Origin of the sequence: Grimontia indica (assembly GCF_000333895.2) — a bacterium.
GTDB classification, from domain to species: Bacteria; Pseudomonadota; Gammaproteobacteria; order Enterobacterales; family Vibrionaceae; genus Enterovibrio; species Enterovibrio indicus.
In genome coordinates this window covers 120823-135472 of sequence record NZ_ANFM02000014.1, presented here as the reverse complement: position 1 = coordinate 135472, position 14650 = coordinate 120823, and the positions used below count along the sequence as shown (strand labels likewise).

Annotated in this window: 17 protein-coding genes and 1 tRNA gene; 13 read left to right on the top strand and 5 right to left on the bottom strand. The window is 49.0% G+C overall.

Annotation, left to right across the window (positions count from 1 at the left end):
• Positions 1 to 297 precede the first annotated feature (297 nt).
• Positions 298 to 1680: an OprD family outer membrane porin gene (locus D515_RS09015; RefSeq protein ID WP_039849826.1), complete on the top strand. Its 1383-nt coding sequence runs from the start codon at positions 298 to 300 to the stop codon at positions 1678 to 1680.
• A gap of 125 nt (positions 1681 to 1805) precedes the next feature.
• Here D515_RS09015 and D515_RS09010 read toward each other — a convergent pair.
• Positions 1806 to 1881, bottom strand: a tRNA-Arg gene (locus tag D515_RS09010).
• 79 nt (positions 1882 to 1960) lie between these two features.
• A complete protein-coding gene (locus D515_RS09005) occupies positions 1961 to 3094 on the bottom strand; it encodes a flagella assembly protein FlgT (RefSeq protein WP_002537921.1) in 1134 nt (377 codons plus the stop codon).
• A gap of 200 nt (positions 3095 to 3294) precedes the next feature.
• Here D515_RS09005 and D515_RS09000 point away from each other — a divergent pair, with 200 nt between their 5' ends.
• A complete protein-coding gene (locus tag D515_RS09000) occupies positions 3295 to 3930 on the top strand; it encodes a FlgO family outer membrane protein (protein WP_002537920.1) in 636 nt (211 codons plus the stop codon).
• A 13-nt stretch (positions 3931 to 3943) separates the two neighbouring features.
• Positions 3944 to 4372 (top strand): LPP20 family lipoprotein, encoded by a 429-nt coding sequence (locus tag D515_RS08995; RefSeq protein WP_002537919.1) that lies wholly within the window; start codon positions 3944 to 3946, stop codon positions 4370 to 4372.
• A gap of 69 nt (positions 4373 to 4441) precedes the next feature.
• On the opposite strand, the gene D515_RS08990 is transcribed toward D515_RS08995, so the two are convergent.
• The 3 genes from D515_RS08990 to flgA form a co-directional block, all read right to left on the bottom strand.
• Entirely contained in the window at positions 4442 to 4870 is a 429-nt protein-coding gene (locus D515_RS08990) for a flagella synthesis protein FlgN (protein ID WP_002537918.1), read from the bottom strand.
• Positions 4871 to 4876: 6 nt separating this feature from the next.
• Entirely contained in the window at positions 4877 to 5194 is a 318-nt protein-coding gene (gene flgM, locus D515_RS08985; protein WP_039849825.1) for a flagellar biosynthesis anti-sigma factor FlgM, read from the bottom strand.
• An 85-nt stretch (positions 5195 to 5279) separates the two neighbouring features.
• A complete protein-coding gene (gene flgA / locus D515_RS08980; RefSeq protein WP_002537914.1) occupies positions 5280 to 5978 on the bottom strand; it encodes a flagellar basal body P-ring formation chaperone FlgA in 699 nt (232 codons plus the stop codon).
• A 132-nt stretch (positions 5979 to 6110) separates the two neighbouring features.
• On the opposite strand from flgA, the gene D515_RS08975 reads away from it, so the two are divergent.
• The 10 genes from D515_RS08975 to D515_RS08930 all read left to right on the top strand — a co-directional run bounded on the left by D515_RS08975 (position 6111) and on the right by D515_RS08930 (position 14649).
• On the top strand, positions 6111 to 7049 hold the full coding sequence (locus D515_RS08975; protein WP_002537912.1) for a chemotaxis protein CheV: 939 nt from the start codon (positions 6111 to 6113) through the stop codon (positions 7047 to 7049).
• A gap of 3 nt (positions 7050 to 7052) precedes the next feature.
• Entirely contained in the window at positions 7053 to 7880 is an 828-nt protein-coding gene (locus D515_RS08970) for a CheR family methyltransferase (protein ID WP_002537911.1), read from the top strand.
• Positions 7881 to 8078: 198 nt separating this feature from the next.
• Positions 8079 to 8474 carry a flagellar basal body rod protein FlgB gene (flgB, locus tag D515_RS08965; protein ID WP_002537909.1) on the top strand — a complete coding sequence of 132 codons (396 nt, stop codon included), beginning with the start codon at positions 8079 to 8081 and terminating at the stop codon, positions 8472 to 8474.
• 3 nt (positions 8475 to 8477) lie between these two features.
• On the top strand, positions 8478 to 8888 hold the full coding sequence (gene flgC, locus D515_RS08960) for a flagellar basal body rod protein FlgC (protein WP_002537908.1): 411 nt from the start codon (positions 8478 to 8480) through the stop codon (positions 8886 to 8888).
• A gap of 17 nt (positions 8889 to 8905) precedes the next feature.
• Complete coding sequence (gene flgD / locus D515_RS08955; protein ID WP_002537906.1) at positions 8906 to 9661, top strand: flagellar hook assembly protein FlgD; 756 nt, start codon at positions 8906 to 8908, stop codon at positions 9659 to 9661.
• A 21-nt stretch (positions 9662 to 9682) separates the two neighbouring features.
• Positions 9683 to 10990 carry a flagellar hook protein FlgE gene (gene flgE / locus D515_RS08950; RefSeq protein WP_002537905.1) on the top strand — a complete coding sequence of 436 codons (1308 nt, stop codon included), beginning with the start codon at positions 9683 to 9685 and terminating at the stop codon, positions 10988 to 10990.
• Between the two features lie 177 nt (positions 10991 to 11167).
• Positions 11168 to 11917, top strand: a complete 750-nt coding sequence (gene flgF, locus D515_RS08945; RefSeq protein ID WP_002537904.1) for a flagellar basal-body rod protein FlgF — start codon at positions 11168 to 11170, stop codon at positions 11915 to 11917.
• A 16-nt stretch (positions 11918 to 11933) separates the two neighbouring features.
• On the top strand, positions 11934 to 12722 hold the full coding sequence (gene flgG, locus D515_RS08940; protein WP_002537902.1) for a flagellar basal-body rod protein FlgG: 789 nt from the start codon (positions 11934 to 11936) through the stop codon (positions 12720 to 12722).
• A gap of 15 nt (positions 12723 to 12737) precedes the next feature.
• Positions 12738 to 13529, top strand: a complete 792-nt coding sequence (gene flgH, locus D515_RS08935) for a flagellar basal body L-ring protein FlgH (protein WP_002537901.1) — start codon at positions 12738 to 12740, stop codon at positions 13527 to 13529.
• Between the two features lie 28 nt (positions 13530 to 13557).
• Positions 13558 to 14649 (top strand): flagellar basal body P-ring protein FlgI, encoded by a 1092-nt coding sequence (locus D515_RS08930; RefSeq protein WP_002537900.1) that lies wholly within the window; start codon positions 13558 to 13560, stop codon positions 14647 to 14649.
• Position 14650 lies beyond the last annotated feature (1 nt).

The window sequence follows — 14650 nt, the reverse complement described above, 5'->3', positions numbered from 1 at the left end:
CTTTTGGTTTGCGTGATCAAGATCAGGTGCACTCTGATAAAGCTAAAGAGTGTGTCTTTTTTATGTTTTTTTAACCAATCTAAGTCATTGATATATTTGGATATATATTGTTTTATATTTTAATTTTGAGGCATTTCAAAGTTCCCGCAGTCTCAGATTTTTTTTTTATCGTTACGAATTAAGCTTTCGACTCGTTGATACATTAAATCAATAAATACACCGGTGTCGTTGCTCTCGGCGGCCAACTAAGAGTGACGAACTCCCCATCGGTTTAAATTGAAATTTTAGGAGTATTCCATGGAAAAACTGTTTAAACGCTCTATGCTGAGCATGGCGGTTGTAGGTGTAATCGCTGGCGCATCAATGATTACTGCACCGACTGCTCAAGCTGAAGGCTTCTTTGAAGATTCATCTATCTCTGGCGGCATTAACTTTTGGTTCCGCGACCGTACTCGTGGCGGCTTTGATTCAGCTACCGGTCAAGATACACCTAAAACCACTAACCTAGACCATGGTTCAGTAATGATGAACCTGGGCTTCGCGTCTGGCTATGTTGGCGACGTTGCTGGTTTGGATCTGAACGTGTATAGCACATTCGATCTATACAACAATGGTAGCCCTGACCATGAGATGAACTTCTGGAACGTTAACAACCCATATGACATGCAACCAGATGCTAACACTGGCTGTGAAGGTACATGGGATTCAGGCTGTACTGACAATGGCGTTGCTGTGCAAACTGCAGCTGCTAAATTTAAGTTCGGCGACAGCGTGACAGCGAAAGCTGGTTGGTTCCAACCTTCCGTACCTGGTGCGATTGGTGTGAACTGGTCATACGCGGCGGGTAGCTACACTGGTGGTGAAATTGGCTACAATCAAGATAACCTGCAACTAGGTTTCGTCTACGCTACTGAATACAAGGCTCCGTGGTTCAAAGACACTTACGGTTTCCGCGAAGCAGACGGTAAAACTGATGCGGGTGATGCGTACTCAATCGGTGGTCGTTACACCTTTGACAACGGCCTTCTGTTAGACGTTGCTTACGCTGGCCTGACTGATGGCGACCGTAAAAACGCTCACGTTAAAGTGAAGTACACTACTGACGGCGGCCTGTACTTGTCTCCACAACTGTATGTTGTAGAAGATGACGGTCAGTTTGACAGTACTGCATTCCAGCTGGCGTTCCTTTCTGCTAAATCTTTCGGTGCGTACAATGTTCGTGCAGAAGCAACTTACACCGTTGCTGAAGACAAAGATGCATCTTTGATTGGTAACATGTCCTACCGTCTGACTAAAGCATACGGCGGCTCAAACGGTACTTATGACATCTGGTGGAACAACCGTTCTGACTTCAACCACGACGGCGAATTTGCGGCGTTTGCTTCTGTAGCGCGTGACTTCACTGATCTGGGTGCTCCTGGCTTCAGCGCTGGTATCAGCGGTGCATTCGGTATGGCATCTACTGACGTAGCAGGTGCCGATGACCTGTTCGAATACGCAGGTAGTGTATTTGCTAACTACGCAATCCAAAACGGTGCGTTGCAAGGTGCAAACCTGGGTATGTACTACACCGAATACGTGAACGACACTGATGCAGGTAACTGGGCACCATACACCAACCTGTTCCAAGACGAGAGCGACATCAAAGTTACTCTGACAATTCCTTTCACTATCAAATAATTGATTGCGAATTGAATGACAAAAAACGCCTGCCTTGCAGGCGTTTTTTTATATCTGCAAAAGGCTGTAAATTGACACAAGCTGGAAGAAAAGGAGTGAACTAGTGGTGTTGGTGACATTAAAAATGGCGCTCCCACAGGGACTCGAACCCCGATCGATCGCTTAGGAGGCGACTGCTCTATCCTGTTGAGCTATGGGAGCGTTGGCGCTGATGTGGAGAATATCAACGCCGAGTGTTTAGTATACCCAATTGTGCCGTAACGTTAAGGCTTTAAAGAAGTTACTGAGTGTATTTGGTCACCAAATCGCCGATCTGAATGCTAGAACCCAGCTCGACAGGAGACACCGCAACTTCCGCAGAACTCTCGTAAACACGGGTCACTGACAGGCCAATGGCGCTTTTTTTCATTTGGGTACGGTGAATGCCATATTGGTCAGTGAAAGAGGCGTTGTGCCATAGCGCCAGTTCGTCTCCATGTTTCACGCCATGAATACGACCGGCATTGATTTGCCCAGTTTGACCGTTGATCGAGACGATCTCTGGGGTTGTCGCTCTGCACGCAAGGTTACTTTCTAGATCCAACAAAATATTGCGGCTCATTCGCTGTGCCATTTCGCCATAGGGCGAAGCCCAGAAACGTGCTGTTTTTGTATCGACTTTACTGTGTCGTTCAAATGGCCAGGTAGCGATGTCGCGGTAGATATTTTGATAAATCACCTCACCGGATTTCCCATCAATCACATCAATTGACAATGCCAGTTGACGGTTTGTCTGATCTTTTCTCAGTACTTTTTGATCAATGGTTGCCGTCATATCAGTAATCGTGCCCACTAACAGATACTGTGCACCAGTATCTTCCGCCACCATAGTGGCAACATCAGGCTGAGTCGGAGAAATTGAATAAGGCGTAATACCCTGAACAACAAAGCTTTGTGCCTGGGTTTCAAATTGGCGCTGAAGCAAAACGGTAAAGTCATCGCCAAATTGAAAGATGCCGCCCAACGCCGCGTGTTGTGGAGAAACAATATCGAAACGGCCCATGACCAGGCCTTTTTTGTATTGATGCTTGTGGCAAGCATTTGCCGTTGGGTAGATATCGATGCGGGCTGTCAATTTCATGACGCCGCCTTTTTCCTTGGTTTCCACTACCTGAATGTGGCGGATTTCATCACCACTGAACAGATAGTCGTTTTTCGCTTCTTTCAGGTAAGGGCGAATACTTGTCAGGCCGGCAATATCTGCACCGGAGAATTTTAATGCCTGATAAATCGCATCTTCCAAGGCTCTTTCTCTTGCCTGCTCTTTGCTTTCCAAAACCGTGCTAACCCCAGTCACTTCGTACCACGCAGCGTTAACAGAGGCTGATGCCAGCGCGATACAAGCGAAGAGAGGCTTAAGAATTCTTTTGCGCATAACCTTGGTTTCCAATAGTAGGTATAAAAATTGCTAGACCAGATAACATCGCTGAAAAAGCGGCAAGGTGGTTAGCCAATAAAGCGAGAATATAGCCACTCAATGCAAATAATGTTCCCGAAATAGGGATGAACAGTGGACTGGGCTTTTGCCCTAGATGTAACAGGTCAGTCCGAAATCGTGTCCGGAGCCAGACGACAATGAAAAACTGGATAGTGATATTACTCAGTCTAGCAACCGTATCTTGCGCCTATAACCCGATTTACAACGGTAAAGAACCGTATTCGGGTAGCCAGTTCCTGTTGCAGCAAACCCCAAGACACACATTGGATTACTTTATGGACGGTTTGGCGGAAGAGTTGCTGGAGACCAACAACTACCTGACTGCCCGAACGCCGATGGCGATTGTGTCTTTTGTCGATGTTGAAGAGATGGATGAAACCAACTGGCTGGGGAACTCCGTGACTGAAGGCATGATTTACCAGATGCAGCGACGCGGCTTTACCGTCATTGACTTCAAAAATACCGGCACCATCCGGGTAACCAAAGACGGTGATTTTTCACTAAGCCGTGATTGGAAAGAGTTACACCCAGAGCAGCAAATCGATTACGTGCTTACTGGCACCATGCTGCGCCAAGGTGGCGGTGTACTGGTTAATGCTCGCATCGTTGGTATGCGTTCTCGTGTAGTAGTCGCATCGGCACAGGGCTTCCTCCCAGCGGACAGAATTGGCCGCGACATCGATACCTTACGTAAAGTTCGCATTGAAGATGGCGTGATCATCCGTGGCGATCAGCGTAAACATTCTACTGACACCATTATCTTGAAACCGTAATTCTGGAGTGAATATGAAAACTTGGCTAACTCTGGCAATGCTATTGATGTTGACCGCTTGCCAACCTATTACCACTATTCGCTCAGATGACATTTTGACAGCGGTAGGCACGGCATCTATTAGCGCGCAACGTGGCGAAACGGAAGAGGAAAAACAGTTCCGTGCCATGAGAGCGTCGAAACTAGAAGCTTATAAAGAGCTGTCTGAGCAAGTGTACGGCATTCGCGTGAGTGGTTTGACCCAGGTGGAGGATCAGCAATTGGGGCAGGATAGAACCCATGGTGCATCAGATGGCATTATCCGTGCGGCAGAAGTGATTGCCAGTTACAAAGTGGGTGACAGCTATGTCACTGAACTTCAGCTGAATCTGCGTAAAATGAAGAAGATGTCAGATTATGGTGAATCCCATCATGTGCCTAGAGATGACTCGATTATTTTCTAGAAGATAGACATTGGATAAAAAGAAAGCCGCTCAGTAGAGCGGCTTTCTTTTTGGATTCATGCTTGAGGATCAGGCTTTAACATTAGTGCCTAGTGTTCGGCTGCCTGATGCATGACCTTCGCTGTCATAAGTCATTTCATTTTTCCCTGCTGCTTCCTGGAACAGGTTACGAAGCTTGTGCATGCTAAGTTGAGCACGCTGAAGTGCAACACCGTTGGCGTCATTTAACTGGTGGCACTTTTCAAGGGACGTTTTGATGCTCGAGATAACCGCGATGCTTTCTTCAGAAGGTGATTGAAGCTCGGGACATTTTGCCAGTTGGGCATCTCGTAGCTGGATGTTTTGAATCAGAGTGAGTTTTTGCTTCGCGCACGCGTTTATGTCGGCTGCCTTTCGGGAGGCAATGGCCGAGGTTTCGTTGTCCATGACTTCAAGCAGCGCGTTAACATTCTCAGCTTGTGCCTGAAGAAGTTGCTCAAAAGAGAGTACTTCAGACATGACGAATTACTTCATTCCACGAAGATCGTCTTCGTGCTTCATGATGTTTGCAGCCAGTCGGTCTGCATCCACTTTGTATGAGCCGTTAGCGATAGCGGCTTTAATTGCTGCTACCTTAGCGCTGTCAAAATGGGCTTCGCTCGCCATTTGCTGATTGAGTGCACCAATTGCGCGGCTCTCATCACTCATAGAGAATGCATCCCCGCGATGATTGCGTACTTCGCCAGCATTACCGCTTTCCGCGGCAGTGCTTTGCGTCTTACTTTGGTTGCTTCTGTTCGTGCTCAATGGCTGACCAGAACGCAGATGATCGATACTTGCCATAATAAAGCCTTATCTTTGTCCGAACCTTCTGTTGCTCACAGTATCGGCCGCATTAATATGAACTTTAGCACTTAATTGCATTAAATTAGAATTTAACGATGACTTGACCGACAGCAGTAATTGTACCATCGACTATTCGATTGGATTTGCTGTTACGGACTTTAATTTGCTCACCGAGAGCACCGTCACTTAATGCTGTTCCTTTTGCAATGATATTCAGTCCACTACCGGACGCAGTAATAATCACTTCGTCATTACGGCAGACCATACAGATATCATTGCCGTTGATGGGCTCGCCAATACCCACAACGCGTTTGATACGTGAGCCTACAATGGTTGCGCCATCAGTGTAGGTTTGTCCGCGTTGAAAGCGCGCATCGACCAGCTGCACAATCAAGTCATCGTGGGAGATCGTTATGCCCCTGTCCAAGGGACGACGAGCGACGACGACGGGCGTGAGCAGTTTAATTTGCACAGGCACATATACTTGCCAGCCATCTTCTTCACAGCTCACCATCACCGTGACACTCTTATTGAGAGATTGCCTGCCTGGGACATCAGCCTTTAATGGTGAAGGGCAGTGAGATAGCTGTAGGCGACTGTCCAGATTGGTTGCCTGAACCTCAAGCTTTCCATATTCGGGGGCGGTGATCAGAGATTCTACATGCACTTCTGCGGCTTCTTTTACTGCATCGAGTTGACTTAATGGTGCAGCGGCTATAATTGAGCTAAAGCTATAGAGAAACGTGCCGATAAAGAGCCAGACTAATCGTTGATAACACATATGTCACATATTGGTTAGTATGGTGAATTTAGATGCAGTGATTCCTTCAATTCGCATGCCAAGAATGCGGGTGAAAACGAAGATGTTTGCTGCAATGCGATAACAAAAACAGGGCAATATGGAGTTTATCTTATGTCGGGGATTCTTGATACGGTCAATCAGCGTACGCAACTGGTCGGACAAAACCGCTTAGAGCTGTTGACCTTTCGTTTGATGCGTAAGCAGCGTTACGGCATCAACGTTTTTAAAGTAAAGGAAGTACTCCAGTGCCCGAAGCTGACTTCCATGCCAAATTTACATCCGCTGGTTAAAGGGGTGGCACACATCCGCGGACAAACCATTTCAGTTATCGACATGAGTCTGGCAACAGGCGGCATGCCGATCACAGACCCAGAAAACCGCTTTATCATCATTTCAGAGTTCAACCGCTCAACGCAGGGATTCTTGGTGGGTTCAGTAGAGCGAATTGTGAATATGCACTGGGAATCTATCTTGCCACCACCAGAAGGTACCGGCAGTTCTAACTATCTGACCGCGGTGACTGAAATCGAAGGTGAGCTGGTGGAGATTCTTGACGTAGAAAAAATTCTGAATCAGATATCGCCAGTGAACGAAGACATCAGTGAAGAAGTGCTGGCGAACAAACCTGTGTTTGAGGAAGGCGGTACAGATCCAACTACCGTGTTGGTTGCTGACGATTCAAGTGTGGCTCGTCGTCAGGTGAAGCGTGCAGTAGAAACCATTGGCTACAACGTTGTTTTGGCGCATGATGGACGAGATGCACTCGATAAATTGCAGGGTATGGCGGCGGAAGGCACCATCAATGATCTTGCACTTGTCATCTCTGATATCGAGATGCCAGAGATGGACGGTTACACCTTAACGACTGAAATCAAAAAAGATCCTAACCTCAAAGATCTTCATGTAGTATTGCACTCGTCGCTCAGTGGTGTCTTCAATGAAGCGATGGTACAGCGAGTTGGGGCAGATGCATTCATTCCGAAGTTCGACCCAGATGAACTCGGCGAAGCCGTAATGAACGCGGTGAAAGGTAAAGGTCAAGAAAACTAATCCATGACGAATATAGCGATAACAGAACAAGAGTATCGTGATTTTTGTAAGTACCTCGAAAGCAAATGTGGCATTGTTCTAGGTGATAGCAAGCAATATCTTGTTAGAAGCCGACTCAGCCCTCTGCTAACGCGATACAAGCTTGCTTCAATGACTGAACTGTTTCAGCTTGTTCTTACAAACCGTAACCGCGATCTGGCTGTCTCAGCCATTGATGCCATGACCACAAACGAAACCTTGTGGTTCAGGGATTCCTATCCGTTTGAGGTGCTCGCCAACCGTCTCTTGCCAGAAGTGGCAGAAAGCAAAAGGCCAATCAAAATTTGGTCAGCGGCAAGCTCATCCGGACAAGAACCTTATTCGATTGCCATGACCATTCAGGAAGTGCAGCAAAAGAAGCCGGGTATGTTGGGAAATGTGGCTATCACCGCAACAGATATTTCTTCCACCATGCTCGAAAATTGCCGCACCGGTATTTACGACAACCTGGCATTGAGCCGAGGCCTGTCACCGGAACGCAAACGTCAGTTCTTTGAAGATGCCGGCGAAGGGCGAATGAAGGTTAAAGACACGCTCAAACGCATGGTGACCTTCAAGCCACAAAACTTGATGGAAAGCTATGGCATGCTGGGCAAGTTTGACATTATTTTTTGTCGTAACGTGTTGATTTACTTCTCACCTGACATGAAATCCAAAGTGTTGAACCAGATGGCGGGTAGCCTGAACCCAGGCGGTTATCTGTTGCTGGGTGCATCAGAATCCCTGACGGGGCTGACAGACAGATTTGATATGATCCGTTGTAACCCCGGTATCATCTATAAATTAAAGTAGGTTTTACCTACGTCTCGGAAAAGCGGCACAGAAGTTGCCGCTTTTTTTGTATCTATTGAAAAGCGCGTTGCCGCTTAACAAATAGCCGGATACTACTAAGTTTATGATTTTATAGATGCTAACACCTTTGGTGAATGATATTTTAAAGTTGGCATCTTACTTGCAAATTATCCGGTAGAAGATTTTTGGAGGTGCCGTATGGCGATATCATTCGACAAAGCGCTTGGCGTTCATCAACACACTGTGGGTGTGCGTGCTCAAAGGGCGGAAACCCTGTCGAGCAACTTGGCAAACGCCAACACGCCGGGCTACAAAGCGCAGGATGTTGACTTCGAACGTGCGCTGCAAGCGGCAACCTCTGGGGCAAACTTTGGCCTGAGTCGTACCAACGAGCGGCATATCCCTGCCACCTCTCAGGTGAACGGCCAGAAAATGTACCGCATTCCAAACCAGCCTGATACCGGCGACGGCAACACCGTTGATGCGCAGGTAGAACGTAACCTGTTCATGCAAAATGCCCTTGAGTATCAAGCGTCATTGGATTTCCTTGGCTCCAAGTTCAAAAACATGTCCAAGGCACTGAAAGGGGAATAATGGATGAGTCTTTTTAATGTGTTCAATGTGACCGGTTCTGCCATGAGTGCAGAGTCCGTTCGACTCAACACCACATCCAGTAACCTGGCAAACGCTAACTCAGTGAGCAGCTCAGCAGCAGAGACGTACAAAGCACGTCACCCTGTGTTCGCCGCAGAGTTAAATAAATACCAGCAAGGCGACAGCGTACCGGTTCGTGTTGCAGGCATTGTTGAAAGTCAGAAGCCGCTGCGTGCGGAATATAACCCTGAACACCCAATGGCAAATGCGGAAGGCTATATTTACAAGCCCAATGTCAATGTGATGGAAGAGATGGCCAACATGATTTCGGCATCCCGTTCTTATCAAACCAACGTAGAAGTGGCAGAAGCGAGCAAACAAATGCTGATGCGCACACTACAAATGGGCAAATAAGGTAGGAGTACGGCACTATGAATCCTATTGACGGCGCAGGCGGAGCAGGTGGCGGTAGCTACATCGACCAGCTAAAAGCGCTGCAAGAAAAGCAACGTGCTGAGCGTGGTGATACTGGCGAGAAAGTCACTGGCCAGACCGACCTTAAGCAAGAAGATTTCTTGTCACTGCTGACCAAGCAGTTGGCAAACCAGGATCCGTTCAAGCCTGTTGATAACGAGCAGATGATTGCACAGATGGCATCATTCGCGACCGTAGACGGCATCGGCAAAATGAACGACCAATTCGGTTCCCTGAACGCGGCCATGACGTCCAGTCAAGCGCTGCAGGCATCCTCTCTGGTAGGTCAGGATGTATTGGTTCCAGGTAACGAAGGCTTCAAATCAGCGGAAGGTGGCATTGCCGGTATGGTGAAATTGCCACAGGCCCTGAACGATGTGATTGTCCGAATCCAGAACGAGCGTGGCGAGTTGCTGAGAACCTTCAGCATGGGGGCCAAGTCTCCAGGGGATCACCGTGTTGAGTGGGACGGCAAAGATGATGCCGGCAACCCACTGCCGGAAGGTAATTACAAAGTCAACGTAAGCGGCAACATTGATGGTAAGTCTCAGGATCTTGAGCTTTCCACCTACGCGAACGTCAACAGTGTTCTATTGGGGAATGGCGACGGTAACGTGATGTTGAACATCGCCGGTTACGCATCTCCGGTCAAACTCACCGAAGTGCTTGAAGTAGGTAAATCATCCAGCCTTGGCAACGTGAGCAAGAGCTAAAAGGACAGAGGAGTTCCAGCAATGGCTTTAAATATCGCACTGAGTGGCCTGGCGGCAGCTCAAAAAGACATGAACACCACCAGTAACAACATTGCGAACGCCAACACTTTTGGTTTTAAAGAGTCGCGTGCTGAGTTTGGTGACGTTTATTCTGCGTCGATCTTCTCGAACGCAAAGACCACCACAGGTAGCGGTGTGCAAACCTCGATTGTTGCGCAGCAGTTCCATGAAGGTTCCAGTATCTACACCAACAACCCACTGGATCTGCGTATCAGTGGTAACGGTTACTTCGCGGTTGCTAACGACAACCTGGCAACGCAAAACAACGTGTTGACCCGTAACGGTGCTTTCCACCTTGATAAAAACAACAACATTGTTAACTCAGAGGGTCAGTTCCTGCTGGGCTACAACGTTGATAATGAAACATTGCAAGTCGGTTCTTTTGAGCCGAAAGCGCTGAACGTGCCAGATCAGTTTGGTCAGCCACGCGCCTCTGAAAATGTCGATATTGGTTTGAACCTGCCAGCAGGTGGCGCAGAGAAAGATCCAGCGCTATTCAATCCTGAAGACCCAGACACATACAACAAATCGACATCAGCCACGATCTTTGACTCACTGGGTCAGCCATACAAACTGACCACTTACTACGTCAAAGATAACGTGACACCGAACAAGTGGGCTGTTTACTACACGGCAACAGACGCGACCGGTGAAAAGCCGCTGAGTCTGACCGGCGGTGAATTCACCAGTGCAACCGGTCAGGTCGGTCACTCGATTGAATTCAACAGCGATGGTTCAGTGAATACCGTAAACAATGGCGCGCCAATCCAGACCGTAGAGTTTGGTCCTAACGGTGCTGGCCTTGAAATGAACGGTGCAGACGGTTCGCAGGCGCTGACAATTAACTTTGAAGAGCCAACGCAGTACGCCTCACCGTTTGAAATGCGTAAGTTCACGGAAGATGGCGCAACCACGGGCTACCTGGCGAAAGTGGATATCGATCCGAAAGGCACCATCATGGCGACCTACAGTAACGGCGAAAACGTTGCGCTGGGCCGAGTGGCGATGGTTCGTGTATCTAACCAGCAAGGTCTTTCTCAAGCGGGTAATACCCAGTGGAAAGTGACCCAGCAATCTGGTGAAGCCGTGTGGGGTGAGGCGATGCAAGGCGCGTTCGGTAAAGTGAAAAGCGGTACTATCGAGCAGTCAAACATCGACATGACCCAAGAGCTGGTGGACTTGATTACCGCACAGCGCAACTTCCAAGCGAACTCACGCTCGCTGGAAGTAGGTAACCAGATGCAACAGACGATTCTCCAGATTCGTTAATCGCTATATGTGTTCTTTTGCCGCTCGGCGACCGGGCGGCAATTCTTTTCCCAGAATTATTCTTATCTCTCTCCTCAATCTGCTCATTTCTTGCACTAACTTGTTGTAATTCTACAATATTGCATTTTGGCACCCTTCTTGCTTTCTTTAATGCATAAGCGACAGGAGAACGTCTTAATGGATCGCGCACTATTTCTCGCCATGAGTGGCGCCAAACAAGATATGCAGGCTTTACAGCTGCGTGCCAACAATCTGGCAAACGCCAGTACCACTGGCTTTCGCGCAGACCTGGAACAGGCTCGTGCTATGCAAGCATACGGAGAAGGCTTACCGACCCGTGTGTTCAATATGACAGAGCGTCCTGGATACAGCTTTGCACAAGGTTCAACTATCACCACTGGTCGTGAACTTGACGTTGCTATTAAAGGTGACGGTTGGCTGGCGGTTTTGGATGGCACAGGTCAAGAGGGCTACACCCGAGTCGGTAACCTAAAAGTTGACCAAACGGGAATGCTGCAAAATGGTCACGGCCATTTGATCCTAGGAGAGCGCGGCGCGCCAATCTTCCTTCCTTTACCGGTTTCGAAAATTGAAATCGGGACTGACGGTACAGTGTCTGTGTTGCCACAAGGCGCGCCACCGGAAGCGATGGAAGAAGTCGACCGCATCAAACTTGTCCGCCCGAATAACGATGAGCTTTTTAAAGACAAAAACGGTGTATTCAAGCCGATTAATCCCGGCACCGTGTATGAAGCTGACGCGGGAGTGTCACTTCTGACTGGCGCACTGGAAGGCAGTAACGTCAACCCGATAAATGAGATGACGGGGCTGATTGACCTTCAGCGTCACTTTGAAATGCAAGTCAAACTAATGAAAACCGCAGAGGAAATGGATCAAGCATCTAACTCTCTGCTGCGCATGGGTTAATTGAGAGGAATTCAGTATGCATCCAGCACTGTGGGTGAGTAAAACCGGCCTAGACGCACAACAGACCAACATTTCGACCATTTCGAATAACTTGGCGAACGCCTCGACAGTGGGCTTTAAAAAGTCCCGCGCGGTTTTTGAAGATCTGTTTTATCAAAACATCAACCAGCCTGGCGGTCAGTCTTCACAGAACACTGAACTGCCAAGCGGCTTGATGTTGGGTGCCGGTTCGAAAGTGGTGGCAACGCAGCGCGTTCACACCAATGGTAATGCCCAAACTACCAACAACGCCCTCGACCTGATGATCGAAGGTGACGGCTTCTTCCAGATTTTGCTGCCAGACGGCAACATCGGTTACCAGCGCAACGGTCAATTCACGCTGAATGACGAAGGCGTGATTGTGACCTCTGGTGCGGGCTATCCACTGGAGCCAGAAATTGTCGTACCGCCGGATGCCATTCAGGTGACTATCGGTACTGATGGCGAAGTCTCTGCGAGATTGCGTGGACAGCAGGCCAATGCCGTTATCGGACAGATCACGACAGTTGACTTCATCAACCCAGGCGGCCTTGAGCCTATCGGACAAAACCTCTACCTGCCAACGGGCGCGAGTGGTGACCCACAAGAGGGTGTACCGGGTCTTGATGGCCTTGGCAGTGTCAGACAATCAATGCTGGAAACCTCCAACGTTAACGTCACCGAAGAATTGGTCAACATGATCGAAGCGCAGCGGGTTTATGAAATGAACTCCAAAGTGATTTCGTCTGTCGACCAGATGCTGAGCTACGTCAACCAGCAGCTATAAAGGAGTAAAAGGCGGATGAAAAAGTTACTGATCACAGGATTTATGCTGGCGACGGTTTCCGGCTGTGAAATGATGAATCCAGAAGCCTTTTTGGCGGAAAATCAAAGCGAAGTGGTGCAGGGCACAACAGAAACTGACGCGGTTGAAGGTAATACCGAACCGGGTAGTGAAGGGCTGATTGGCCTGCTTCGTGAACGCGAAGATCCGGTAGCCGGTGATCCAAACTGGACACCACTTCATCCGACCCGTCAGCCGGAACACTATGCGACGGCAACAGGCTCGCTGTTCAGTGCAGTGAGTGCGCAAGATCTTTACGATGACACCAAACCGCGCAGCATTGGCGATATAGTGACTGTGATGCTGGAAGAGAAAACGCAGGCTAAAAAGAGCGCCAGCAGCGACGCGGCAAAATCGAGCGACCTGAGCATGGACCCACTGTCGTTAGGTGGTCAGGAAGTGACGATTGGCGACCGCAACCTGTCATATGCCGCCGCGCATGATAACTCTACCAGCGGCTCGACCAGTGCAGACCAGAGCAACAGCATTTCTGGTTCGATTTCCGTTGAAGTGATTGATGTGATGTCGAACGGTAACTTGCTGATTCGTGGTGAGAAATGGCTGACGCTGAACACTGGCGATGAATATATCCGTTTGAGCGGTACGATTCGCCCAGACGACATCACGTCAGAGAACACCATCGCCTCGACGCGTATTTCCAACGCCCGCATCCAGTATTCAGGCACTGGCGATCGTCAGGATACGCAGGATCAGGGATTCTTGGCACGATTCTTTAATGTCGTTCTATAACGCATAGAAAAGATGCCGGAGAATTGACGTGAAGAGTTGGCTAAAGCTGTTTTTAATCGCCCTATTGGTTGCCCCAGCGGCACAAGCTGCCCGCATTAAAGATGTGTCGGAAGTGGCAGGTGTACGTAGCAACCAATTGGTGGGATACGGATTAGTGGTAGGTCTTGCCGGAACAGGTGAGAGCACGCCGTTTACCGATCAAAGCTTTAATGCCATGCTGAAAAACTTCGGCATTCAATTGCCACCGGGCACCAAACCGAAAACCAAGAATGTGGCAGCGGTGGCCGTCAGTGCTGAGTTGCCGCCATTTTCAAAGCAAGGCCAGAAAATTGACATCACAGTGTCGTCCATCGGTTCTGCAAAGAGCTTGCGCGGCGGTACGCTGGTACAAACCTTCATGAAAGGTCTGGATGGTAAAGTCTACGCCGTGGCACAAGGCAACCTGATTGTGGGTGGCTTCAGTGCGGAAGGTGCAGACGGTTCCTCTATCGTCGGTAACACGCCAACTGTTGGCCGCATCACCAACGGCGCGACGGTCGAGCAGGAAGTGCCTTCACCGTTTGGTCGTGGCGATCACATTACCTTCAACCTGTTCGAATCTGACTTCACCACCGCGCAGCGCATGGCGGACTCCATCAACAGTTTCCTTGGGCCAAATACTGCATCGGCAATGGATGCTACCTCAGTGCGTGTCCGTGCACCCCGTGATCTGTCCCAACGTGTTGCCTTCCTTTCTACGGTAGAAAATCTAGAGTTTGTTCCGGCCGATGCTGCGGCAAAAATCATCGTGAACAGCCGCACAGGCACCATTGTGGTGGGTCAAAACGTACGTCTTCGTCCTGCGGCCATCACACATGGCGGCATGACAGTCACCATTAACGAAAATCTGCAGGTCAGCCAGCCGGGTGCATTCTCTGGCGGTGAAACCGTAGTCGTGCCGGATTCCGGTGTGGAAGTGACGGAAGAAGATGGCCGCATGTTCCACTTCAAACCCGGTGTCACGCTGGATGATTTGGTCCGCGCCGTGAATGGCGTTGGTGCGGCACCCTCAGACTTGATGGCAATCTTGCAGGCGCTCAAGCAAGCGGGCGCTATCGACGGTCAACTGATAGTGATTTAAG

Bases quoted from the DNA above. Each gene is read 5' to 3' on its own strand.
- D515_RS09015 (WP_039849826.1), top strand. From the start codon at position 298: ATGGAAAAACTGTTTAAACGCTCTATGCTGAGCATGGCGGTTGTAGGT.
- D515_RS09005 (WP_002537921.1), bottom strand. From the start codon at position 3,094: ATGCGCAAAAGAATTCTTAAGCCTCTCTTCGCTTGTATCGCGCTGGCA.
- D515_RS09000 (WP_002537920.1), top strand. From the start codon at position 3,295: ATGAAAAACTGGATAGTGATATTACTCAGTCTAGCAACCGTATCTTGC.
- D515_RS08995 (WP_002537919.1), top strand. From the start codon at position 3,944: ATGAAAACTTGGCTAACTCTGGCAATGCTATTGATGTTGACCGCTTGC.
- D515_RS08990 (WP_002537918.1), bottom strand. From the start codon at position 4,870: ATGTCTGAAGTACTCTCTTTTGAGCAACTTCTTCAGGCACAAGCTGAG.
- flgM (WP_039849825.1), bottom strand. From the start codon at position 5,194: ATGGCAAGTATCGATCATCTGCGTTCTGGTCAGCCATTGAGCACGAAC.
- flgA (WP_002537914.1), bottom strand. From the start codon at position 5,978: ATGTGTTATCAACGATTAGTCTGGCTCTTTATCGGCACGTTTCTCTAT.
- D515_RS08975 (WP_002537912.1), top strand. From the start codon at position 6,111: ATGTCGGGGATTCTTGATACGGTCAATCAGCGTACGCAACTGGTCGGA.
- D515_RS08970 (WP_002537911.1), top strand. From the start codon at position 7,053: ATGACGAATATAGCGATAACAGAACAAGAGTATCGTGATTTTTGTAAG.
- flgB (WP_002537909.1), top strand. From the start codon at position 8,079: ATGGCGATATCATTCGACAAAGCGCTTGGCGTTCATCAACACACTGTG.
- flgC (WP_002537908.1), top strand. From the start codon at position 8,478: ATGAGTCTTTTTAATGTGTTCAATGTGACCGGTTCTGCCATGAGTGCA.
- flgD (WP_002537906.1), top strand. From the start codon at position 8,906: ATGAATCCTATTGACGGCGCAGGCGGAGCAGGTGGCGGTAGCTACATC.
- flgE (WP_002537905.1), top strand. From the start codon at position 9,683: ATGGCTTTAAATATCGCACTGAGTGGCCTGGCGGCAGCTCAAAAAGAC.
- flgF (WP_002537904.1), top strand. From the start codon at position 11,168: ATGGATCGCGCACTATTTCTCGCCATGAGTGGCGCCAAACAAGATATG.
- flgG (WP_002537902.1), top strand. From the start codon at position 11,934: ATGCATCCAGCACTGTGGGTGAGTAAAACCGGCCTAGACGCACAACAG.
- flgH (WP_002537901.1), top strand. From the start codon at position 12,738: ATGAAAAAGTTACTGATCACAGGATTTATGCTGGCGACGGTTTCCGGC.